Annotated in this window: 20 protein-coding genes; 9 read left to right on the top strand and 11 right to left on the bottom strand. The window is 63.9% G+C overall.

The window, feature by feature from the left end; translation table 11 throughout:
• The first annotated feature begins 98 nt into the window (after positions 1-98).
• From AC04SH_RS09240 to AC04SH_RS09215, 6 genes are all read left to right on the top strand, one after another.
• Positions 99-1,253: an ABC transporter substrate-binding protein gene (locus AC04SH_RS09240; RefSeq protein WP_488574774.1), complete on the top strand. Its 1,155-nt coding sequence runs from the start codon at positions 99-101 to the stop codon at positions 1,251-1,253.
• A 177-nt stretch (positions 1,254-1,430) separates the two neighbouring features.
• Positions 1,431-2,429, top strand: coding sequence for an ABC transporter ATP-binding protein (locus tag AC04SH_RS09235; protein WP_488574773.1), 999 nt, complete (start codon positions 1,431-1,433; stop codon positions 2,427-2,429).
• A complete protein-coding gene (locus AC04SH_RS09230) occupies positions 2,426-3,394 on the top strand; it encodes an ABC transporter permease (protein WP_488574772.1) in 969 nt (322 codons plus the stop codon). The genes AC04SH_RS09235 and AC04SH_RS09230 overlap by 4 nt, the downstream gene beginning before the upstream one ends.
• The gene (locus AC04SH_RS09225) at positions 3,384-4,199 is read left to right on the top strand and encodes an ABC transporter permease (protein WP_488574771.1); all 816 of its coding nucleotides are present in this window, start codon (positions 3,384-3,386) and stop codon (positions 4,197-4,199) included. Before AC04SH_RS09230 ends, AC04SH_RS09225 begins: the two co-directional genes overlap by 11 nt.
• A gap of 29 nt (positions 4,200-4,228) precedes the next feature.
• Positions 4,229-5,656, top strand: coding sequence for a gamma-aminobutyraldehyde dehydrogenase (locus tag AC04SH_RS09220; RefSeq protein ID WP_488574770.1), 1,428 nt, complete (start codon positions 4,229-4,231; stop codon positions 5,654-5,656).
• 45 nt (positions 5,657-5,701) lie between these two features.
• On the top strand, positions 5,702-6,187 hold the full coding sequence (locus tag AC04SH_RS09215; RefSeq protein WP_488574769.1) for an ester cyclase: 486 nt from the start codon (positions 5,702-5,704) through the stop codon (positions 6,185-6,187).
• A gap of 231 nt (positions 6,188-6,418) precedes the next feature.
• Here AC04SH_RS09215 and AC04SH_RS09210 read toward each other — a convergent pair whose 3' ends face one another.
• The 10 genes from AC04SH_RS09210 to AC04SH_RS09165 all read right to left on the bottom strand — a co-directional run bounded on the left by AC04SH_RS09210 (position 6,419) and on the right by AC04SH_RS09165 (position 16,593).
• Entirely contained in the window at positions 6,419-6,733 is a 315-nt protein-coding gene (locus AC04SH_RS09210) for a hypothetical protein (protein WP_192249776.1), read from the bottom strand.
• A 10-nt stretch (positions 6,734-6,743) separates the two neighbouring features.
• A complete protein-coding gene (locus AC04SH_RS09205) occupies positions 6,744-7,106 on the bottom strand; it encodes a nuclear transport factor 2 family protein (RefSeq protein ID WP_023688799.1) in 363 nt (120 codons plus the stop codon).
• Positions 7,107-7,183: 77 nt separating this feature from the next.
• Complete coding sequence (locus AC04SH_RS09200; RefSeq protein ID WP_488574768.1) at positions 7,184-7,663, bottom strand: carboxymuconolactone decarboxylase family protein; 480 nt, start codon at positions 7,661-7,663, stop codon at positions 7,184-7,186.
• Between the two features lie 109 nt (positions 7,664-7,772).
• Positions 7,773-9,326: an alpha/beta fold hydrolase gene (locus tag AC04SH_RS09195; RefSeq protein WP_488574767.1), complete on the bottom strand. Its 1,554-nt coding sequence runs from the start codon at positions 9,324-9,326 to the stop codon at positions 7,773-7,775.
• A gap of 139 nt (positions 9,327-9,465) precedes the next feature.
• Positions 9,466-9,780 carry a formate dehydrogenase subunit delta gene (locus AC04SH_RS09190; protein WP_488574766.1) on the bottom strand — a complete coding sequence of 105 codons (315 nt, stop codon included), beginning with the start codon at positions 9,778-9,780 and terminating at the stop codon, positions 9,466-9,468.
• A complete protein-coding gene (gene fdhD, locus AC04SH_RS09185; protein ID WP_488574765.1) occupies positions 9,770-10,600 on the bottom strand; it encodes a formate dehydrogenase accessory sulfurtransferase FdhD in 831 nt (276 codons plus the stop codon). Before fdhD ends, AC04SH_RS09190 begins: the two co-directional genes overlap by 11 nt.
• A 2-nt stretch (positions 10,601-10,602) precedes the next feature.
• On the bottom strand, positions 10,603-13,515 hold the full coding sequence (gene fdhF / locus AC04SH_RS09180) for a formate dehydrogenase subunit alpha (RefSeq protein ID WP_488574764.1): 2,913 nt from the start codon (positions 13,513-13,515) through the stop codon (positions 10,603-10,605).
• A gap of 10 nt (positions 13,516-13,525) precedes the next feature.
• Positions 13,526-15,082 (bottom strand): formate dehydrogenase beta subunit, encoded by a 1,557-nt coding sequence (locus AC04SH_RS09175; protein ID WP_477233574.1) that lies wholly within the window; start codon positions 15,080-15,082, stop codon positions 13,526-13,528.
• Complete coding sequence (locus AC04SH_RS09170) at positions 15,079-15,558, bottom strand: formate dehydrogenase subunit gamma (RefSeq protein WP_477233575.1); 480 nt, start codon at positions 15,556-15,558, stop codon at positions 15,079-15,081. Before AC04SH_RS09170 ends, AC04SH_RS09175 begins: the two co-directional genes overlap by 4 nt.
• A gap of 135 nt (positions 15,559-15,693) precedes the next feature.
• Positions 15,694-16,593, bottom strand: a complete 900-nt coding sequence (locus tag AC04SH_RS09165) for a LysR family transcriptional regulator (protein ID WP_477233576.1) — start codon at positions 16,591-16,593, stop codon at positions 15,694-15,696.
• 157 nt (positions 16,594-16,750) lie between these two features.
• Between AC04SH_RS09165 and AC04SH_RS09160 the strand changes: the two genes are divergently transcribed.
• On the top strand, positions 16,751-17,929 hold the full coding sequence (locus AC04SH_RS09160) for an Mrp/NBP35 family ATP-binding protein (protein WP_488574913.1): 1,179 nt from the start codon (positions 16,751-16,753) through the stop codon (positions 17,927-17,929).
• A 174-nt stretch (positions 17,930-18,103) separates the two neighbouring features.
• Here AC04SH_RS09160 and AC04SH_RS09155 read toward each other — a convergent pair whose 3' ends face one another.
• On the bottom strand, positions 18,104-18,553 hold the full coding sequence (locus AC04SH_RS09155) for an SRPBCC family protein (RefSeq protein WP_488574763.1): 450 nt from the start codon (positions 18,551-18,553) through the stop codon (positions 18,104-18,106).
• 145 nt (positions 18,554-18,698) lie between these two features.
• Here AC04SH_RS09155 and AC04SH_RS09150 point away from each other — a divergent pair, with 145 nt between their 5' ends.
• Together AC04SH_RS09150 and AC04SH_RS09145 are read left to right on the top strand one after the other, a co-directional pair.
• Complete coding sequence (locus tag AC04SH_RS09150) at positions 18,699-20,504, top strand: IlvD/Edd family dehydratase (RefSeq protein ID WP_488574762.1); 1,806 nt, start codon at positions 18,699-18,701, stop codon at positions 20,502-20,504.
• Positions 20,505-20,640: 136 nt separating this feature from the next.
• Positions 20,641-21,039 (top strand): hypothetical protein, encoded by a 399-nt coding sequence (locus AC04SH_RS09145; protein ID WP_488574761.1) that lies wholly within the window; start codon positions 20,641-20,643, stop codon positions 21,037-21,039.
• The last annotated feature ends 13 nt before the right edge of the window (positions 21,040-21,052 follow it).

Raw genomic sequence — 21,052 nt, 5'->3', positions numbered from 1 at the left:
GCGGTAAGCGTCCATCGGACGAACTGACACTTTTCAGCCTGCGGCTGACCGCAGCGAAGACCGGCTTCGCAGTCAGGCGCCAAAATGGGAGATTGACGATGAATTCATTTCTGAAGACGTGGACGGCTTTGACGGTCGCGCTGACCTTTTCCGGTCAGGCCGTCGCCCAGGTCAAGGAGCTTGGCAAGGGCGAAGGCGAGGTCAGCATCGTTGCCTGGCCCGGCTATATCGAGCGCGGCGAAACCGACAAGGGCTATGACTGGGTGACCTCCTTCGAGAAGGAGAGTGGCTGCAAGGTCAACGTCAAGACCGCCAATACGTCCGACGAGATGGTCTCGCTGATGAATGAGGGTGGCTTCGACCTCGTCACCGCTTCGGGTGACGCTTCGCTGCGCCTCGTCGCCGGCAAGCGTGTGCAGCCGATCAACACCGATCTCATCCCGAGCTGGAAGACTGTCGACGACCGGCTGAAGGATGCGCCCTGGTTCACCGTCGACAAGGTGCACTACGGCGTCCCCTATCAGTGGGGTCCGAACATCCTGATGTACAACACCGATGTCTTCAAGGAAGCGCCCAAGAGCTGGAACGTCGTCTTCGAGGAAATGAACCTGCCTGACGGCAAGTCGAACAAAGGCCGCGTCCAGGCCTATGACGGCCCGATCCACATCGCCGATGCCGCCAACTATCTGATGTTCCACAAGCCGGAGCTAGGCATCAAGGACCCCTACGAGCTGAACGAAGACCAGTACAAGGCGGCGCTCGAATTGCTGCGCGTCCAGCGCACGCTGGTCGGCCGCTATTGGCATGACGCCGCTATCCAGGTCGACGACTTCCAGAACGAAGGCGTCGTCGCCTCCGGTTCGTGGCCCTACCAGGTCAACACGCTGGTCGCCGCCAAGAAGCCGGTCGCCTCGACGGTGCCGGAAGAAGGCGTCACCGGCTGGGCCGACACCACCATGATGGAGGCCGACGCCGCGCACCCGAACTGCGCCTATATGTGGCTCGAACATTCGCTGTCGCCCAAGGTGCAGGGCGATGTCTCGGCCTGGTTTGGTTCGTTGCCGGTCGTCCCCGCTGCCTGCAAGGGCAACGAGCTTCTGACCGACGAGGGCTGCAAGACCAACGGCTACGACAACTTCGACAAGATCAAGTTCTGGAAGACCCCGGTCTCGAAGTGCGCCACTCAGAACGACCAGTGCGTGCCCTATTACCGCTGGGTGTCGGACTATATCGGCGTCATCGGCGGGCGTTGAGCTCCCTTACCCTCCCCCTTGTGGGGAGGGTCGACGCGTAGCGTCGGGGTGGGGGCGGCGCGGACATTGGTGCTAATCACCCCCACCCGCGGCTTCGCCGCGACCTCCCCCATCGAGGGGGAGGTAGGGTCGCGCGCGACATCAGAAGATCAACCAGGCAACAGACTGGCAAAACCCATGACCTCGGCCGTTTCCTTCCAGAAAGTGTCTCGCCATTTCGGCAGCGTGCGTGCCGTCGATGCGGTCGATCTCGACATCGTGCCGGGCGAGTTCTTCGCCATGCTCGGCCCGTCCGGGTCCGGCAAGACGACGTGCCTGCGCCTCATCGCCGGTTTCGAGCAGCCGACGTCGGGCTCGATCTCGATCTTCGGCGAGCGCGCCGAGGGCGTGCCGCCCTATCGTCGCAACGTCAACACCGTGTTCCAGGACTACGCGCTGTTCCCGCATCTGAACGTGCTCGACAACGTTGCCTACGGGCTGATGGTCAAGGGCGTCGGCAAGGCCGAAAGGCAGAAGGCGGCGGAAGAGGCGCTGTCGCTGGTGCGGCTTCCCGGCTATGGCGCCCGTCGTCCCGGCCAGCTCTCCGGCGGCCAGCGCCAGCGCGTCGCGCTTGCCCGTGCGCTGGTCAACCAGCCCAAGGTACTTTTGCTCGACGAGCCGCTCGGTGCGCTCGACCTCAAATTGCGCGAGAACATGCAGGAAGAGCTGAAGTCGCTGCAGAAGGCGCTCGGCATCACCTTCGTCTTCGTCACCCATGACCAGGGCGAAGCGCTGTCGATGGCCGACCGCGTCGCCGTCTTCAATGACGGCAAGATCATGCAGATCGGTACGCCGGAAGACATCTACCAGCGTCCGAAGACCCGTTTCGTCGCTGATTTCGTCGGCTCGTCCAACGTGCTGCCGCCGGATTTCGTCCAGCGTTACTCCGGCCAGCACCGCTGGGGCAGCTTGCGCCCTGAATCCATCCGCATAGGCCGCGCTGCGAAAGGCGATGGCGTTGCTGCCCGCCTGGTCGGAACCAACTATCTCGGCGCCACCACAAGACTGGCGCTAGATGCCGATGGGTTGCGGCTGCACGCCATCGTGCCGGCCGGCACAAAATTGCCGGCGGAAGGCGAAGCGGTGGTGCTGACCTTCAACCGCGAGCATCTGCATCTGATGGACGAGCCGGCATGAGCATCGACGCCGCCATACCGCGCGCCACCGCACCCGCCATCCTGCCCGGCAGCGGCGGTATGCGCGGTGCGCTGTCGGACCTTTTCTGGCGTCGGCCGCAATTGCTGCTCTTCCTCATGCTGTTGCCGCCGGTGCTGTGGCTGGGCGTCGTCTATATCGGCTCGCTGTTCGCGCTGCTGGCACAGAGCTTTTTCTCGATCGACGAATTCTCCGGCCTCATCAACCGTGAGTTCACGCTGAAGACCTATGGCGACCTGTTCCAGGCCGCCAATCTCGACATCATCCTGCGCACGGTGACGATGGCGGCGCTGGTCACGCTAGCCTCGGCCATCATCGCCTTCCCAATCGCCTACTACGCGGCGCGCTATGCCCGTGGCCGCTGGAAGGCGCTGTTCTATCTCGGTGTCATGCTGCCGCTGTGGTCGAGCTACCTGGTCAAGATCTATGCCTGGAAGCTGATCCTGGCCAAGGAAGGCATTCTGACCTGGCTGCTCGCCAAATTGCACCTGCTCTGGGTGCTCGATGGCTGGCTGTCGCTGCCCGTCGTCGGCGGCAATTCGCTGTCCGTCTCGGCCACCGGCACCTTCATCGTCTTCGTTTATGTCTGGCTACCCTTCATGATCCTGCCGGTGCAGGCGGCATTGGAGCGCGTGCCCGGCAATCTGGTCGAGGCGTCTTCCGATCTTGGGGCGTCGCCGGGCCAGACCTTCCGCAACGTGCTGTTCCCGCTGGCACTGCCCGGCATCGTCGCCGGCTCGATCTTCACCTTCTCGCTGACGCTGGGCGACTACATCATCCCGCAGATCATCGGCACGTCGCGGCTGTTCATCGGCCAGGCCGTCTATTCGCAGCAGGGCACCGCCGGCAACATCCCGCTCGCCGCCGCCTTCACCGTCGTGCCCATAATCATCATGGGTTTCTACCTCTGGGGCGCCAAGCGCATGGGGGCGTTCGATGCGCTCTGACGGCTCGCAATCCGCCCCGCCTGGCCTCAAGATCGCAGCAGCTTGCGGCCTGCTCTTCCTGCATCTGCCGATCCTGCTGATCTTCGTCTACGCCTTCACCACGGAGGAAAAGAGCTTCGTCTGGCCGCCGCCCGGGCTGACCACGCAATGGTTCGCCGTCACCTGGAACCGGCCGGATGTCTGGCAGGCGCTGTCGCTCTCTGTCCGTGTCGCCGCGATCTCGACGGCGATTGCGCTGGTGCTGGGCACGCTGTGCGCCGCCGCCGTGTCGCGGACAAAATTCTTCGGCCGCGAGACCATCTCGCTGCTGGTCATCTTGCCGATCGCGCTGCCCGGCATCATCACCGGCATCGCGCTGCGCTCGGCCTTCTCACTGGCCGACATACCGTTCTCGTTCTGGACGATCGTGCTCGGCCACGCCACCTTCTGCGTGGTCGTCGTCTACAACAATGCGGTCGCCCGCTTTCGTCGCACCTCCGGCTCGATGATCGAGGCTTCGATGGATCTCGGCGCCGACGGTTTCCAGACTTTCAGGCACGTCGTGCTGCCCAACATCGCCACTGCACTGCTTGCCGGCGGCATGCTCGCCTTCGCGCTGTCCTTCGATGAGGTCATCGTCACCACCTTCACCGCCGGCCAGCAGCAGACCGTGCCGATCTGGATGCTGGAGGAACTGATCCGGCCGCGCCAGCGCCCGGTCACCAATGTCGTGGCCATGGTCGTCGTGCTGGTGACGCTGCTGCCCATCCTCGCCGCCTATTACCTGACCCGCGACGGCGACCAGATCGCCGGTTCGGGCAAATGATTTCAAGAGTTCCCAAGGGAGAGACTTCCATGGACACCCAGATGCTAATCGGCTCGAAATTCGAGAAGGGTACCGAAACCGAGGAGCCGATCCTCAATCCGAAGACCGGAGCGACGATCCTCAACCTGCCCGAAGCCAGCCAGGCGCAGATCGAGGCGGCGGTGTTCGCGGCCGAGAAGGCGTTCGTCACCTGGTCGCGCACCACGCCGGCTCAGCGCTCCGGCTATCTCCTGAAGATCGCCGACCGCATTGAGGCCGATGCCAAGGAGTTCGCCACGCTCGAGGCGCTCAACTGCGGCAAGCCGATCAATGCCGTGCTCAATGACGAGATCCCGGCGATCGTCGACTGCTACCGCTTCTTTGCTGGCGCCGTCCGCTCGATGCCGGGCGTCGTTGCAGGCGAATACATTCCCGGCCACACCTCGATGGTGCGCCGGGATGCAATCGGCATCGTCGCCTCGATCGCGCCGTGGAACTATCCGCTGATGATGATGGCCTGGAAGCTGGCGCCGGCGATCGCCGGCGGCAACACCGTCGTCTTCAAGCCGTCGGAACAGACGCCGCTGACTTCGCTCAAGCTGGCGAAGATCCTTGCCGACATCCTTCCCGAAGGCGTCGTCAATGTCGTGCTCGGCCGTGGCGACAGCGTCGGCAACACGCTGATCAACCATCCCAAGGTCAACATGATCTCGATCACCGGCGACGTCGCCACCGGCAAGAAGGTGCTGCAGGCGGCCGCCAAATCGGTCAAGCGCACGCATCTCGAACTTGGCGGCAAGGCGCCGGTCATCGTCTTCGACGATGCCGACCTCGGTGCGGTGGTCAACGGGTTGCGCGCCTTCGGCTACTACAATGCCGGCCAGGACTGCACCGCCGCCTGCCGCATCTATGCCGGCAAGAAGATCTACGACAAGCTCGTCGCCGACCTGTCGTCGGCCGTCTCGACCATCAAGTACAATCGTCCGGATGACACGGAAAACGAGATCGGGCCGCTGATCTCGCGTCGCCAGCGCGACCGCGTGTCGAGCTTCGTCGAGCGCGCCTCTGAACTGAAGCACATCGAGATCACCACCGGCGGCAAGCCGGGCGAGGGCTCCGGTTTCTACTATCAGCCGACCGTCGTTGCCGGAGCGCTGCAGGAGGACGAGATCGTGCGCCGCGAAGTGTTCGGGCCGGTCGTCTCGATCACGCGTTTCACGGAAGTCGATGAAGCGGTGAACTGGGCCAATGACAGCGACTACGGCTTGGCGTCATCCGTGTGGACCAAGGACGTATCACGCGCCATGGCGACGGCCGCCCGCCTGCAATATGGCTGCACCTGGATCAACACCCATTTCATGCTGACCAACGAGATGCCGCATGGCGGATTGAAGCAATCAGGCTACGGCAAGGACATGTCGCTCTATGCGCTGGAGGACTACACCGCCGTGCGGCATGTGATGGTAGCCCACGGCTAGCGCTTGAGCGCGCAATACAAGCATTCAACCAGGGAGGAAATAACCATGCATCGCCGCCAGTTTCTGACAACTGCAGCCATCGCCGCGACGCTTTTCGCCACGGCGCCGTCCTTAGCCGCCGATACTGCGCAATCGGTGGTCGAAGCCTATCTCGCCGCCTGGAATGCGCATGACTCGGCCAAGGCCGCCGGCTACTTCGCCGACGACGTCACCTATTACGACGCCTCGGTCGGCAAACCGGTCAAAGGCAAGGAGGCCGCCAAGACCGGCGTCATCGACAATTTCCTCAAGGCCGTTCCAGATGCCGTCTGGACGATGAAGGGTGCGCCCGTCGTGGAGGGCGATCGCGTCTCGTTCGAATGGGAGTTTGCCGGCACCAATACCGGCGCCTGGGCCGACGGCACCGCCGCCACCGGCAAGAAGTTCTCCTTCACCGGTGCCTCGATGTTTTCGGTCAAGGACGGCAAGATCGCGACCCAGAGCGACTATTACGACGCGCTCGGCTTCTACAAGCAGCTTGGCCTTATGTAGCAGCGCCGCTTCCCTTCTCCCCGTTGCCGGCGGGGCGATCGCATATGGATTCTTACGAAGATAGACCCCCCACCCTAACCCTCCCCACAATGGGGAGGGAATGCTGCCGCGCTCTTACTCGGCGTCAAAACGTCGGCAATCTGCCGATGTCAGCGCCAACGGAAGTCTCTCCCCTTGTGGGAAAGGGTTAGGGGTGGGCCCCTTCGTTGCCGGGGAGAAGGGCGTCAGCCACTACTCCACGATGCGGTAGATGTTCCAGAGGCTGGTGCCTGACACGACATAGGGCTCCATCTCCTTGCCCCATTTGGCGTGCGCATCGATCTTGCCGATCTTGGCGAAGAACGCCTCCAACTGGGCCAGGCTCTCGACCTGGTGATGCGACTCGACCGTCGCCTCCCGCGCGCCGATCGAGCCGGTCATGATCTGGAACTTGAGGTCGGCGATGCCGACCTGAGAGCCGATTTCGCGCTCCCATTTCTTGAGCAGTTCAAGCACGGTCTGCTTGTGCCCGAATTTGGCGTCGATCTGCCATCTGGCGCTGAACATGTCGGCCTCCTCACTCGTCCCAGGCTTGCACGACGGTCTGTCGTGCAATGCGGCCGTTCTTCAACTCCAGCATCGCTGCGCAGAACACTTTCGTTCCGTCCGGATAGGCGCAGGCCTGGGTGAAGGCGAGGTTGTCGCCATCGGCGATGGTGGTGTCGACCTTGTGGGTCATTGCCCGGCTGCAGATATCGTCCCAGAACGTGCTGATCGCAGCCCGGCCGCGGATCTCGCGCGGCTTGCTCGGCGGGTTGTTGCGATCGATCACTCGCACCAGCGCATCGTCGGCATAGAAGCTCGCCAGCATCCTGCCGTCCCGTCCTTCGATCGCTTTCTTGATCGCCGCGCCGTCCACGCTTTGCGTCTTGGTCAGCATTTTTTCCTCCATGGCCCGTTGGTCGGGCGGTTGATGATCGGAAGCACTGCCCGGCGATGAGCGCCGGGCAGGGTCTTTCACTGCGACTTGGCTTTGACGGCCGCGAACACGCCGTCGGTCTGCTGTTTGAAGGTCGCGAAATCGACCTGGCTGCCGTTGAGCATCGTCGACCAGTGGCGCACGATGGCCGCCATCGCGATCGCCTCCTTGATCTCCTCATCGGTCGCGCCATTGAGCTTGGCCGCCTCGGTGTGGAAATAGATGCAGTACTGGCAGGGGATCTGCGAGGCGACGGCCAGCCCCATCAGCTCCTTGGTCTTGCCGTCGAGCGCGGTCTTGGGGTTGAGTTGCACGCCCTTGATCTCGGCCCAGGCGCCGGCAATCGCGACATCCGGCAGCGTCTTGAACATGTCCGGCACCGAGCCCAGCGTCGCCTCGATGTCCTTGTAAGCAGCGGCCGCCGCGGCATCCTCGGCCTTGGCAGGGGCGATGGTGAACAGCGCGCCAACGCCTGCCGCTATCACCAGCGATTTGATCGACCTGTTTGACTTCAGCATTGCATCCTCCGTTCGCAGCGCCTTCCCGGCGACATTCGCCTGGGCTGCATGGAGAGAATTGGTAGCGCCGAGGCTGCCTTGGCCGCTTCGCCCGAAAGCGCCATGGCTGCTATGGCCCGTCCGGGCCAGTGTGCCTGGCGGAAAATGCAGCTGCCGCCGCCCGTGACGGCAGGTCGAGCTTCAGCAATATGTTGGCCACATGACGCTTGACCGTATGCTCGCTCAGCCTCAACTCGGCAGCGATTGCGGCATTACTCTTGCCGTCGGCGATCAGGCCAACCACCTCGCTTTCGCGCGCCGTCAGTTGAGCCGGCTCGGCAGGCCTGGCCTTGTGACGACAGGCCGGCTCGAGATGCTGTTCCGACGTCGCCTGGACCAGCGCCAGCGGCTCGTCCAGCTCGTCCACCGTGACACGCCCGGCATCGATGAAATGCAGACCGGAACCAGCCGCCAGGTCGGCGACCAGCTGCGACGCCAGAATATCGCCGCGCCCGGCATGGGCGGCGATCTGCATCGTCACCCGGGCCATCAGCCCGACCGGCGGTCCGCGCATTTCGACCTCGCCGACATGCGCGCCCTGGGCGCTTGCAATGCCCATATGCTGCGCCGCATCGCGCAGCGCCGCCGCGCAGCGTATGGCCCGCGCCGGCCCGTCGAAGCGCGAGATCATCAACTCGCCCTGGATGCCGGCGATGCGTCCGCCATGACGGCCGACCAGCTGCCGCCAGGTCTCCTGGAAGCGCTGGCTGCGTTCGTTCCACATGCGGTCGCCCACCCGCGCCGTGTCGTAGATACGTGTCGCCAGAAGAGCGGCAAGCACGCGTTCCGCTTCGGCCACGGCGCGCTCGCCGGTCAGGAACTCTTCGATCAGGTCGGCCACCCGGTCGACATCGCCGGTCCAGATCGGGTGATCGCGGCCGGGGATTTCGACCAGTCGCGCATTCGCGATCTTTTTCGACAGGAAGCGGCTGGCAGCGGGGTCGACCCGCACATCGTTGCGGCGATGGATGAGCAGCGTCGGTGCGCCGATCGCCGAAAGCACATCGCGCACGTCGATGTCAGCATTCATCCGGGCCAGGGCCGCCGCTGCCGTCGGGCTGGCCGACAGCCGTTCGAAGCGCGCCCACCACTGGGTGAAATGCGGGTCATCGACCCGGCCCGGCGCGAAGTTGGGCAAAGTGGCGCCGGTGCCCCACTCGGTGCCGGCCGTCGCGATGAAGGCCTCCAGGCGGTCCGGCGGCATCACCCATTTGTGGAAATGCGCATAGCCGCCATAGAGCGCCAGCGCCCGCGTCCGTTCCGGATAAGTGGCGGCAAACAGCATTGCCAGCGGCGCGCCTTCCGAGGCGCCGAGCAGGGCGGCACGGCCGCTGCCGGTGGCATCCATGACCGCGCGCACATCGTCCATGCGGGTCTCCAAGCTGGGCAGATGGCGTGGGTCGACGCGGTCGGACAGGCCGGTGCCGCGCTTGTCGAACAGGATCAGCCGCGAGAACGCCGAGAGCCGTTTCAACAGCCTGGTATAACCCTCGTCTTCCCAATGCAGGTCGAGATTGGAAATGAAGCCGGGCACGAAAACCAGGTCGAACGATCCCTGGCCGACCACCTGATAGGCGATCCGCACGTCGCCGCTGAGGGCATATCGCGTCTCGATCGGCCTCACGACTTCATCCCGCCCGGCCAGACGATATCTGATCGCTGACCATAGCAGACGCCTGCCGGATGCGGCAGTCAAACTTTAGAAAACAGGAATACAGCCTTGCGGTCCGAACCGCTTTCGCCCGGCCCCTTCTCGGGACAGCCTATTTCTGGGGAGCGGCGCTCTCTGCACCCGTGGGCTGGACGTAGCCTATGCTCATATCGGCCTGCTCCTCGGTCTTTGGCCGCTTGATCCTAGCCGAGGCCTCGACGACGAGCTCGTCGAAATTTTCGTCGCCGCTGTCCAACAGCTCAAAGAGCTGGCGGCGCATCCTGGGCTCCCAGAACTTGTTGATGTGCTCGGCCACACCCGCCAAGCCTTCCTCGCGCGGCCTTGAATGGAAGAAGGCGGCGATCTGATTGGCCATCCGCACCAGCTTTTCCCTGGTGCTCGTGATGTGGTCTTCGTCATGCGACATGCTGGGCAACTCCCAAGACCACCCGTTCCGGGTGGGTGAAAACATCGAAATCGTCGCCGCGCACCAGCGCCACCAGCGTCATTCCTGCCTCTTCCGCTGTGCGGATGGCAAGTGCTGTCGGCGCAGAGACGGCCATGATGAAAGCCGAGCCGATGGCCGCCGTTTTCTGCACCATCTCGACCGAAACGCGGCTGGTCACGACAACAGCGCCGGTGGCGCCGCCGATGCCGGCCTTGGCCAGCGCGCCGGCCAGCTTGTCCAGGGCATTGTGGCGGCCGACATCCTCGCGCGCCATGACGACGCCTTTGCCCGGTACATAGAAGCCCGCGGCATGCACGGCGCCGGTTTCCGAATGCAGTGGCTGCACCTTGGACAACAGCCTGACCGAGCGAACGATATCGTCAGTCGCAAGCGTAAGTTTTGACGCACCAACCTTGTCGACCGAGCGCATCGCTTCCTCGATGGATTCGATGCCGCACAGCCCGCAGCCGACCGGCCCGGCCAAGCGCCGGCGCCGCGCCTCGAAGCGGGTGTTGGCCTGATCCTTCAGCCGGATCTGGATGTCGATGCCGGCGCCATGGTCCTCGACCTCGATCGCCTCGATCTCCTGGGGATCTGCGATGATGCCTTCGGTCAGCGAGAAGCCGAGCGCGAAATCCTCGAAATCGGCCGGGCTCGCCATCATCACCGCATGGGTGGTGCCGGCGAACGAGAACGCCACCGGCGTCTCCTCCGGCACCATTCGGTTGGCCGAGGTCGTGCCGCTGGCGCGGTGCGCCAGCCGCGAGGTCTGCGTCGTCGCTTTGCGGCGCGCGGCCAAGACTACTCGGCCGCCTGCAGCCGAGCGATGCGGCGGCTGTTGCGCGCCTGCTCGTCATATTCGCGCTGCCATTCCGACGGCCCGTTCGACGCGCCAACCTGCACCGCGGTCACCTTGTACTCCGGACAATTGGTCGCCCAGTCGGAGAAGTCGGTGGTGATGACGTTGGCCTGCGTGTCCGGATGGTGGAACGTCGTGTAGACCACACCCGGCGACACGCGGTCGGTGATCAACGCACGCAGCGTCGTCTCGCCCGAACGGCTGGTCAATCGCACCCAGTCGCCATCGCGCAGGCCGCGGTTCTCGGCATCGTGCGGATGGATCTCCAGCCGGTCTTCCGAGTGCCACATGACGTTTTCGGTGCGCCTGGTCTGGGCACCGACATTGTACTGGCTGAGGATGCGGCCGGTGGTCAGCAGCAACGGGAAACGCGGCCCGGTCCGCTCGTCGGTCGCCACATATTCGGTGCGGATGAACTTGCCCTTGCCGCGCACGAAGCCGTCGATATGCATGATCGGCGTGCCGAGCGGGGCCTTCTCGTTGCAGGGCCATTGCACCGATCCGACACGGTCGAGCAGATCGAAGGACACGCCGGCGAAGCTTGGCGTCGTCTTGGCGATCTCGTCCATGATCTCGGAGGGATGCTGGTAGTTCCAGTCAAGCCCGATCGCACGGGCAAGCTCCTGCGTCGCTTCCCAGTCGGCATAGCGCGCCTTCGGCTCCAGCACCTTGCGCACCATGTTGATGCGGCGCTCGGCATTGGTGAAGGTGCCGTCCTTCTCCAGGAAGGTCGAGCCCGGCAGGAAGACATGCGCGTAGTTCGCTGTCTCGTTGAGGAACAGGTCGTGCACGACCACGCATTCCATCGCCGCCAGGCCGGCCGCGACATGTTTGGTATCAGGGTCGGACTGCAGGATGTCCTCGCCCTGGATGTAGATGCCCTTGAAGGAGCCGTCGACCGCAGCATCCAGCATGTTGGGGATGCGCAGGCCCGGTTCGTCGTCGAGCTTCACGCCCCACAAAGTCTCGTAGATGTCGCGCACCGCCTCGCCGGAGATGTGGCGGTAGCCCGGCAGCTCATGCGGGAATGAGCCCATGTCGCATGAGCCCTGCACATTGTTCTGGCCGCGAAGCGGATTCACGCCGACGCCCGGGCGGCCGATATTGCCGGTCGCCATCGCAAGGTTGGCGATAGCCATAACTGTGGTCGAACCCTGGCTGTGTTCGGTGACGCCGAGGCCATAGTAAATCGCGCCGTTGCCGCCCTTGGCATAGAGCCGCGCAGCACCCCGGATCAGCTCCGGGTCGACACCGGACAGCTTGCCGACGGTCTCGGGGCTGTTCTCCGGCAAAGCGACGAAGGAGGCCCAGTCCTGGAACTCCGTCCAGTCGCAGCGTTCGCGGATGAAGGCTTCGTCGAAAAGCCCTTCGGTGACGATGACATGCGCCAGCGATGTCAGCACCGCCACGTTGGTGCCCGGCTTCAGCGGCAGGTGGTAGTCGGCCTCGACACGCGCCGACTTGACCATTTCGGTACGGCGCGGATCGAGCACGATCAGCTTGGCGCCCTGCCGCAGCCGCTTCTTCAGCCGCGAAGCAAACACGGGATGGGCGGAAACCGGATTTGCGCCGATGATGACGGCAACATCGGTGAACTCGACGGAATCGAAATCCTGGGTGCCGGCCGAGGTGCCATAGGTCTGGCCGAGGCCGTAGCCGGTCGGCGAGTGGCAGACGCGGGCGCAGGTGTCGACATTGTTGTTGCGGAAGCCCTGGCGCACCAGCTTCTGCACCAGATAGGTCTCCTCGTTCGTGCAGCGCGAGGACGTAATACCGCCGATCGAGGTGCGTCCGTACTGATATTGGATACGGCGGAATTCCTTGGCGGTGTGGGCAATCGCCTCTTCCCAGCTCACCTCGCGCCAGGGATCGCTGACCTTTTCCCGGATCATCGGCGACAGGATGCGGTCCTTGTGGGTCGCGTAGCCATAGGCGAAACGGCCCTTCACGCAGGAGTGGCCGTGGTTCGCCTTGCCGTCCTTGTAGGGCATCATGCGAATGACTTCGTCGCCCTTCACTTCGGCCTTGAAAGAGCAGCCGACGCCGCAATAGGCACAGGTGGTGACGGCGGAACGCTCGGGCATGCCTTTCTCAAGCACGGTCTTTTCACGCAGCGCATCGGTCGGACAGGCCTGCACGCAGGCGCCGCAGGACACGCATTCGGAGGCGATGAAATCCTCATGCATGCCGGCGACCATGCGCGATTCGAAACCGCGGCCCTCGATCGTCAGCGCGAAGGTGCCTTGCACCTCCTCGCAGGCCCGCACGCAGCGCGAGCAGACGATACATTGCGCCGGATCATAGGTGAAATAGGGGTTGGACTCATCGCGGGCGATGTAGTCGACCGCCAGCGAGCCATGGCCGGGCGCCACGCCGTTTTCCGGCTTGACGTGGTTGCGGCCCTCGATGCCGAAGCGGTTCTCGGTCAGGCCGACCGACTTCGCCACAACGTCGAACTCGCTGGCGCCGGTACCGGCCTTCTCGTTCCAGCCGGTCGGATGGTCGGAGACGTAAAGCTCCATGACACCGCGGCGGATGGCGTCGAGCCGCTCGGATTGCGTGCGCACCACCATGCCTTCGCCGACCGGCGTCGTGCAGGATGCCGGCGTGCCGCCGCGCCCTTCGATCTCAACCAGGCAGACGCGGCAGGAGCCGAACGAGTCCAACATGTCCGTGGCGCAGAGTTTTGGGATCTCGACCCCGCCTTCCATCGCCGCGCGCATGATCGACGTACCCTCCGGCACGCTGATACTGCGGCCGTCGACGACCAGCGTGACCTGCTTCTGCGCCTTCGATTCCGGGGTTCCGTAGTCGAGTTCTTCGATGAGTGTCGGGAAGTCGGCCTTGATATTCATCTGCCAGCTCCTATTCAGCAGCCACGCGCGTCGGCGCGGGCTTGAAATCTTCGGGGAAATGGGTGATCGAACTCATCACCGGGTAGGGCGTGAAGCCCCCCAGCGCGCAGAGCGATCCGAACTTCATCGTGTTGCAGAGATCGGTGACCAGAGCCAGGTTCTTTTCCGGCTCGATGCCGGCGGCAAGCCTGTCGATGGTCTCCACCCCGCGTGTCGAGCCGATGCGGCAGGGCGTGCACTTGCCGCAGCTTTCGATGGCACAGAATTCCATGGCGAACCGCGCCTGCTTCAGCATGTCGGCGGTGTCGTCGAACACGGTGAGGCCGGCATGACCGATCAGTCCGTCCCGCTTGGCGAATTCTTCGTAGTCGAACGGCGTGTCGAACAGCGAACGCGGGAAATATGCGCCGAGCGGGCCGCCGACCTGCACCGCCTTCACCGGACGACCGGTGGCCGTACCGCCGCCGATATCGTCGACGATCTCGCCAAGCGTCAGGCCGAACGCCGTCTCGAACAGGCCGCCATGCTTGACGTTGCCGGCGATCTGTATCGGGATCGTACCGCGCGAGCGGCCCATGCCGAAATCCTTGTAATAGGCGGCACCCTTGTCCATGATGATCGGCACGGAAGCCAGCGAGATGACATTGTTGATCACCGTCGGCTTGCCGAACAATCCTTGGATCGCCGGCAGTGGTGGCTTGGCGCGCACCACACCGCGCTTGCCTTCAAGGCTGTTCAGCAGCGAGGTTTCCTCACCGCAGACATAGGCGCCGGCGCCGACCCGGATTTCCATGTCGAAGGCGTTGGGCGAACCCAGCACGTTGACGCCCAGCACGCCTGCCTTGCGGGCGACCTCGACAGCCTTGTTCATGACAGCCACCGCATGCGGATATTCCGAGCGGATATAGACGAAGCCCTTGGTCGCGCCGGTGGCGATGCCGGCAATCGTCATGCCTTCGATGAGCACGAAGGGGTCGCCCTCCATGATCATGCGGTCGGCAAAGGTGGCGCTGTCGCCTTCGTCGGCGTTGCAGACGATGTATTTGCGTTCACCGGCGGTATCAAGCACCGTCTTCCACTTGATGCCGGTCGGGAAACCAGCACCGCCACGACCGCGCAAACCCGATTCGGTGACCTGCTTGACGATGTCGAGCGGCGCCATAGCCACCGCGTTCTGCAGGCCCTTCAGTCCGCCGAGCGACTTGTAGGCGTCGAGCGACAGCGGGTCGTTGATGCCGCAACGCGCGAAGGTCAGGCGCGTCTGCTTGGCCAGGAACGGGATTTTGTCAGGCGCGCCCAGCCAGCGCTTGTGATGGCCACCCTTGAGGAAGCCGCTGTCGAACAGGCTCTTGACATCGGAAGGCTTCACCGGCCCGTAAGCGACGCGGCCCTCGGCGGTCGCGACCTCGACCATCGGTTCGAGGAAATAGGCGCCGCGCGAGCCGTTGCGCACGATCTTGGCCTCGATGCCGCGTTCGGCGAGTTCAGCGCGAATCGCCTTGGCGACCTTTTCGGCGCCGAGCGCCAGCGCGCCGGAGTCACCTGGAACGTAGATGCGCGGGATCATGAGCGTACCTCCGCGACGATCTCTTCGATCTTCTCGTCATCGAGCCGCCCGATCACTTCGCCGTCCAGCATCGCCGACGGTGAACAGGCGCAAAGCCCGAGGCAATAGACAGGTTCAAGTGTAACCGATCCGTCGCGGGTGGTCTCGTGGAAACCGATGCCGAGCAGCTGCTTGATCTTGGCGGCAACCGCATCCGAGCCCATCGACTGGCAAGCCTCCGCCTGGCAGAGCTTGAGCACGTGCCGGCCGGCCGGGCGGGCGCGAAAATCATGATAGAAGGTGACGACGCCGTGCACTTCTGCCCTGGAGAGGTTCAGCCCATCGGCGATAACCGGGAGTGCTGCCTGCGGCACATGGCCGAACTCTTCCTGGATCTCGTGCAGGATCGGCAGCAGTGGACCCTCGAGGTCCTTCAGCTCCTGGATGATCGCGGCCGTGCGCGACTGGATCTCGGTACTTGCAGGCTGCATCGTCATGCAGCGCCCTCCCTGGTCGATAGCGGTCTCGCGCTAAGTGCTTACGAAATCAGAGGAAACCCCCGAGATCAATAAAGCTGATCCGTTGCTTGATAGAAATTTTCTATCGAAACCCGTCAGCCTGCATTGTCTAGCCTAGCGGCGGTTGCGGAAATCGTCTGCCAGCGCCATCGCCTCGTCCAGCAGCGCCTGCACCAGCGGCGTGTGCGGCTCGCGCGGTGCGGCCACCAGCCCGACGGTGTGGCTGGCATCCGGCTCGACGATCGGGATGGCCCGGATCGGCTCGGAAAAGCCGAATGTTTCCGCAAGGTTGAGCGGCATGATCGACGACCATTTGCCGGTCCTTATATGCGAGAACAGCACGATCATTGAATTAGATTCCAGCGTCGGTCGCATCTCGACGCCGGCCTCGGCCAGATGCTGGTCGATGATGCGGCGGTTCTGCATGTCCGGCGTCAGCAGGCAGAGCGGCAGCTGGCTGAGTTCGGCCCACGTCACTTTGTCGCGGTCGGAGTACGGATTTCCGACAGCGGTGATCAGCTGGTAGCGCTCGTCATAGAGCGGCACGCTGGTGACGCGGCCGAGCGGCTCGTTGTCGAGGTAGGTGATGCCGGCATCGACGTCGAAATTGCCAAGCAGCGACAGCACTTCGATCGAGGTGCGCGACAGGATCGAGAAGGTGACGCCGGGGTGCTTTGCCCGGAATGGCGTCGTCAGCCGCGCCACCATCGCTAAAGCGGTGGGGATCGCCGCGATGCGGATGCGCCCCGAAAGGCCGTGGCGCGCCGCCCGCATCTCTTCCTTCATGGCACGGCTGTCGCCGACGATGCGGCGCGCCCACGCCAGCACCTGCTTTCCTTCCGGCGTCAGCCCCTGAAAGCGCGAGCCGCGCAGCACCAGCATGACGCCGAGCTGCTCCTCCAGCTGCTTGATCGCCGCCGAAAGCGTCGGCTGGGTGACGCCGCACACCTCCGCCGCCCGGCCGAAATGCTCCTCCTTGGCCAGCGCGATGAAAAATTCCAGCTTGTCGATCATTGGCGCAAGCTAACCGGCGCCGGGCGGCGGCGCCAGACGCAGTTGGGCACCTCAACCATCCCGTCGATTTCCGGGCAGAGCACGCCGGCTGTTGCGACACGACTTGGTTCTGCCGGGAAACTGCATTATCTCAGGCGCAAGCTTGCATAAGGAAGACCTGATGTCCGTCACCAAGGAAATCGTCACCGAGCGTCTGAAGACGGTCAATGGGCCGGACTTCACCGGCAACATCGTTGACCTCGGCATGGTTTCGGAGATTTTCATCGCCGATTCGAAAGTATTCTTCTCGATCACCGTTCCCGCTGCCCGCGCGCAGGAGATGGAACCGTTGCGCGCCGCCGCCGAGCGCGTCGTCAAGGCGATTCCCGGCGTCGCCGGCGCGGTCGTCGCGCTGACGGCGGAGAAGAAGGGTGGCGGCATGGAAGCGCCGGTTCCGGCGCGCCCCGCACCCAGACCGGCACCGCCGGCTCCGCCCGCCGCGCCGCGTCCCGCACCGCACGCCCCGGCCTCGCAAAGCTCGGGCAAGCGTGGCGTGCCCGGCATCGAGGCGATTATCGCGGTTGCGTCCGGCAAGGGCGGCGTCGGCAAGTCGACCACCGCCGTCAACATCGCGCTCGGGCTCGCCGCCAATGGCCTGCGGGTCGGCGTGCTCGATGCCGACATTTACGGGCCGTCCATGCCAAGGCTGCTCAACATCCATGGCCGGCCGCAGACGGTCGACGGCAAGATCCTGAAACCGATGGAGAATTACGGCCTCAAGGTGATGTCGATGGGTTTTCTCGTCGATGAGGAGACGCCGATGATCTGGCGCGGCCCGATGGTGATGTCGGCGCTGACGCAGATGCTGCGCGAAGTCGAATGGGGCCGGCTCGACGTGCTCGTCGTCGACATGCCGCCCGGCACCGGCGACGCCCAGCTGACCATGGCCCAGCAGGTGCCGCTGGCCGGCGCCGTCATCGTCTCGACGCCGCAGGATCTGGCGCTGATCGACGCCCGCAAGGGGTTGAACATGTTCAAGAAAGTAGACGTGCCGCTGCTCGGAATCGTCGAGAACATGAGCTATTTCGTCGCCCCGGACACCGGCAAGCGCTACGACATTTTCGGCCATGGCGGCGCCCGGCGCGAAGCCGAACGTCTCGGCGTGACCTTCCTTGGCGAAGTGCCGCTGGAAATGGGCATCCGCGAAAGCTCGGATGAAGGCGCACCGGTGGTGGCATCCAAGCCCGATAGCCCCGAGGCGAAAATCTATCGCGATATCGCTTCGAAGGTCTGGGAGCGAGTCAACGAAGAGCGCGGCGCGGCCGAAGCAGCGGTGCCGAGCATTGTGTTTGAGTAGTGCGGATACCCCCCCTCGAGGGGAGGGTGGCCCGAAGGGCCGGGTGGGGTCCGCGGTGAAGCGCTCGACGCTATTTCTTTGTAAGTTCGAGGCAGCTCAATTCAGGCTGAGGCAGCTGAGGCGACCCCACCCGCCGCGCTTTCGCGCGGCACCCTCCCCTCAAGGGGGAGGGTGCTAGCCGCCCACCTTCTCGCCAAATGTCGAAAAGAACTGCCCGGCCAGTTTCTTCGAGGTCGATTCGATCAGACGGCTGCCGAGCTGGGCGATCTTGCCGCCGACATCGGCCTTGGCGGCGTATTTCAGCACCGTCGCATCCGGCCCGTCGGCCGTCAGCGTCACGTCGGCGCCGCCCTTGGCGAAGCCGGCAATGCCGCCTTTGCCTTCGCCCTGGATGGTATAGGCATGCGGCGGCTTCAAATTCTTCAGCGTCACTTCGCCATTGAAGGTCGCCTTGATCGGCCCGATCTTCACCACCACCGTCGCCGCCATTTCGGTCGGCGATTTCATCTTCAGGTTCTGGCAGCCGGGAATGCTTTCCCGCAGCACGTCAGGATCGTTCAGCGCTTCCCAGACTTTCTGCAGGGGGGCGGCAATGCGTTCCTCGCCTTCGATCACCAAAGCCATTGATACCCTCCCGCGTTGCTCCGAAAAGGCCTAACGCAGGGTCCGGCGCCTGTCTATCGCACCAAAGTCTGGGTGCGCTTGTGTGACCTCTTGCCTGCCAAGGCGCGTTGCCATATCGATTTGTCTTACAAATACGGAGACCACGATGGCAGGCGCCCCCACCAGAAAAAAGAAATTTCGCTCGCAGGAGTGGTTCGACAATCCCGACAATCCGGGCATGACCGCGCTCTATCTCGAGCGCTACCTGAATTACGGGCTGACGCGGGCCGAACTGATGTCGGGCAAGCCGCTGATCGGCATCGCCCAGACCGGTTCGGATCTGTCACCCTGTAATCGCCACCATATCGAACTGGCCAAGCGCGTGCGCGAAGGCATCGTCTCGATGGGCGGCATCCCCTTCGAATTCCCTTGCCATCCGATCCAGGAAACCGGCAAGCGCCCGACCGCGGCACTCGACCGCAACCTTGCCTATCTCAGCCTGGTCGAGGTGCTCTATGGCTACCCGCTCGACGGAGTCGTGCTCACCATCGGTTGCGACAAGACCACGCCGGCGCTTTTGATGGCGGCGGCCACCGTCAACATCCCGGCCATCGCGCTGTCGGTCGGCCCGATGCTCAATGGCTGGCACAAGGGCAAGCGCACGGGGTCCGGCACCATCGTCTGGGAATCGCGCCAGCGGCTGTCGGCCGGCGAGATAGACTATGACGAGTTCATGGACATCGTCGCCTCCTCGGCGCCGTCCACCGGCTATTGCAACACCATGGGCACCGCCACCACGATGAATTCGCTGGCCGAGGCGCTCGGCATGCAACTGCCGGGCTCGGCAGCCATTCCGGCGCCTTATCGCGAGCGTGGCCAGATTTCCTACGAGACTGGCAAGCGTATCGTCGAGATGGTGCATGAGGATCTGAAGCCGTCCGACATCATGACCCGCAAAGCCTTCGAGAACGCCATCGTCGTCAATTCGGCGATCGGCGGCTCGACCAACGCGCCGATCCATCTCAATGCGATCGCCCGCCATCTCGGCGTGCCGCTCAACAATGACGACTGGCAGACAATCGGCCTCAACGTGCCGCTGCTCGTCAATCTGCAGCCGACCGGCGAGTATCTCGGCGAGGACTACCACCATGCCGGTGGCGTGCCGGCGGTGGTTGCCGAGCTTTTGAAGGCCGGGCTTTTGCCGCATCCCGATGCCGTCACCGTCAACGGCAAGGCGATCGGCGACAATTGCCGCGGCGTGGCCAACGAGAACCAGGATGTCATCCGCAGCGTCGACAAGCCGCTCAAGGTCAATGCGGGCTTCATCAACCTCAGCGGCAATCTGTTCGATTCGGCGATCATGAAGACCAGCGGCATCTCGCTGGAATTCCGTGAGCGCTATCTGTCCAACCCCAAGGATCCGGAAGCCTTCGAAGGCAATGCCATGGTCTTCGACGGACCGGAAGACTATCACGCCCGCATCGACGATCCGGCGCAAGGCATCGATGAGCACACCATCCTGTTCATGCGCGGCGCCGGCCCGATCGGCTATCCCGGCGGCGCCGAGGTCGTCAACATGCAGCCCCCGGCCTATCTCATCAAGAAGGGCATCCACGCTCTGGCCTGCATTGGTGACGGCCGCCAGTCAGGCACGTCGGGCTCGCCTTCGATCCTCAACGCCTCGCCCGAAGCCGCCATTGGCGGCGGCCTGGCGCTGCTCAAGACCGGCGATCGTGTGCGCATAGACTTACGCAAAGGCACTGCCAACATCCTCGTCAGCGACGACGAGATCGCCAAGCGGCGCGCCGCGCTGCAGGGCAATGGCGGCTACCACTATCCCCAGCACCAGACGCCGTGGCAGGAGATCCAGCGCGGCATGGTCGACCAGTTCTCCGAAGGCATGGTTCTGAAGCCGGCGGTGAAGTATCAGGACGTCGCGCACACCAGAGGCGTGCCGAGGGACAATCACTGAGCAACAGTGCTTGGCAAAATCAAAGGCGGCTTGCCATCGGGCAGGCCGCCTTTTCTCTTGGCGGCGCTCTTGTATCGGTCAGGCCGGACCTACAGATACGTCACCTCGAAGCGTCCTGCACAGGGATGAGACCATCATGGCCAAACGGCGCTCTTCCCTCGGTTTCCTCGGCATGTTCGGCCGCTCGGGTGATTTGCGGGAACTCGACAATGCGCTACGCGGTGCCGACCTTCATCCGGCGCTTGTTCCCGAGGGCGTCAAGCTCACCATCGTCAATCTGATGAAAGACCATTGGCCGGACGAACCGCCGCCGGAGGGCTATCGGTCCGTGGCGCAGCTGTTCGGCTATTGTATCGCCGGGCCGCAAACGTTCGAGCAGGCCAACGGCCCGGAGCGACGGCTGGACGCGGAGCGTCGCATCGAAGCAGCGCTTGAAACCGGCGACAGTCTGGATGCACAGATCGTGCTGATGGCGCTGCATGGCAAATTGATCAGCGCCGAGGTCGTCGAACGATTTGGGCTAAGCGCGGACTGACTTCGTAAGGTTA

This window comes from Mesorhizobium sp. CNPSo 4688 (assembly GCF_057784295.1).
Note: the sequence above shows the minus strand (reverse complement) of the source record. Positions and strands in the feature narration are given on the sequence as shown.

Bases quoted from the DNA above. Each gene is read 5' to 3' on its own strand.
- AC04SH_RS09240 (WP_488574774.1), top strand. From the start codon at position 99: ATGAATTCATTTCTGAAGACGTGGACGGCTTTGACGGTCGCGCTGACC.
- AC04SH_RS09235 (WP_488574773.1), top strand. From the start codon at position 1,431: ATGACCTCGGCCGTTTCCTTCCAGAAAGTGTCTCGCCATTTCGGCAGC.
- AC04SH_RS09230 (WP_488574772.1), top strand. From the start codon at position 2,426: ATGAGCATCGACGCCGCCATACCGCGCGCCACCGCACCCGCCATCCTG.
- AC04SH_RS09225 (WP_488574771.1), top strand. From the start codon at position 3,384: ATGCGCTCTGACGGCTCGCAATCCGCCCCGCCTGGCCTCAAGATCGCA.
- AC04SH_RS09220 (WP_488574770.1), top strand. From the start codon at position 4,229: ATGGACACCCAGATGCTAATCGGCTCGAAATTCGAGAAGGGTACCGAA.
- AC04SH_RS09215 (WP_488574769.1), top strand. From the start codon at position 5,702: ATGCATCGCCGCCAGTTTCTGACAACTGCAGCCATCGCCGCGACGCTT.
- AC04SH_RS09210 (WP_192249776.1), bottom strand. From the start codon at position 6,733: ATGTTCAGCGCCAGATGGCAGATCGACGCCAAATTCGGGCACAAGCAG.
- AC04SH_RS09205 (WP_023688799.1), bottom strand. From the start codon at position 7,106: ATGCTGACCAAGACGCAAAGCGTGGACGGCGCGGCGATCAAGAAAGCG.
- AC04SH_RS09200 (WP_488574768.1), bottom strand. From the start codon at position 7,663: ATGCTGAAGTCAAACAGGTCGATCAAATCGCTGGTGATAGCGGCAGGC.
- AC04SH_RS09190 (WP_488574766.1), bottom strand. From the start codon at position 9,780: ATGTCGCATGACGAAGACCACATCACGAGCACCAGGGAAAAGCTGGTG.
- fdhF (WP_488574764.1), bottom strand. From the start codon at position 13,515: ATGAATATCAAGGCCGACTTCCCGACACTCATCGAAGAACTCGACTAC.
- AC04SH_RS09175 (WP_477233574.1), bottom strand. From the start codon at position 15,082: ATGATCCCGCGCATCTACGTTCCAGGTGACTCCGGCGCGCTGGCGCTC.
- AC04SH_RS09170 (WP_477233575.1), bottom strand. From the start codon at position 15,558: ATGACGATGCAGCCTGCAAGTACCGAGATCCAGTCGCGCACGGCCGCG.
- AC04SH_RS09165 (WP_477233576.1), bottom strand. From the start codon at position 16,593: ATGATCGACAAGCTGGAATTTTTCATCGCGCTGGCCAAGGAGGAGCAT.
- AC04SH_RS09155 (WP_488574763.1), bottom strand. From the start codon at position 18,553: ATGGCTTTGGTGATCGAAGGCGAGGAACGCATTGCCGCCCCCCTGCAG.
- AC04SH_RS09150 (WP_488574762.1), top strand. From the start codon at position 18,699: ATGGCAGGCGCCCCCACCAGAAAAAAGAAATTTCGCTCGCAGGAGTGG.
- AC04SH_RS09145 (WP_488574761.1), top strand. From the start codon at position 20,641: ATGGCCAAACGGCGCTCTTCCCTCGGTTTCCTCGGCATGTTCGGCCGC.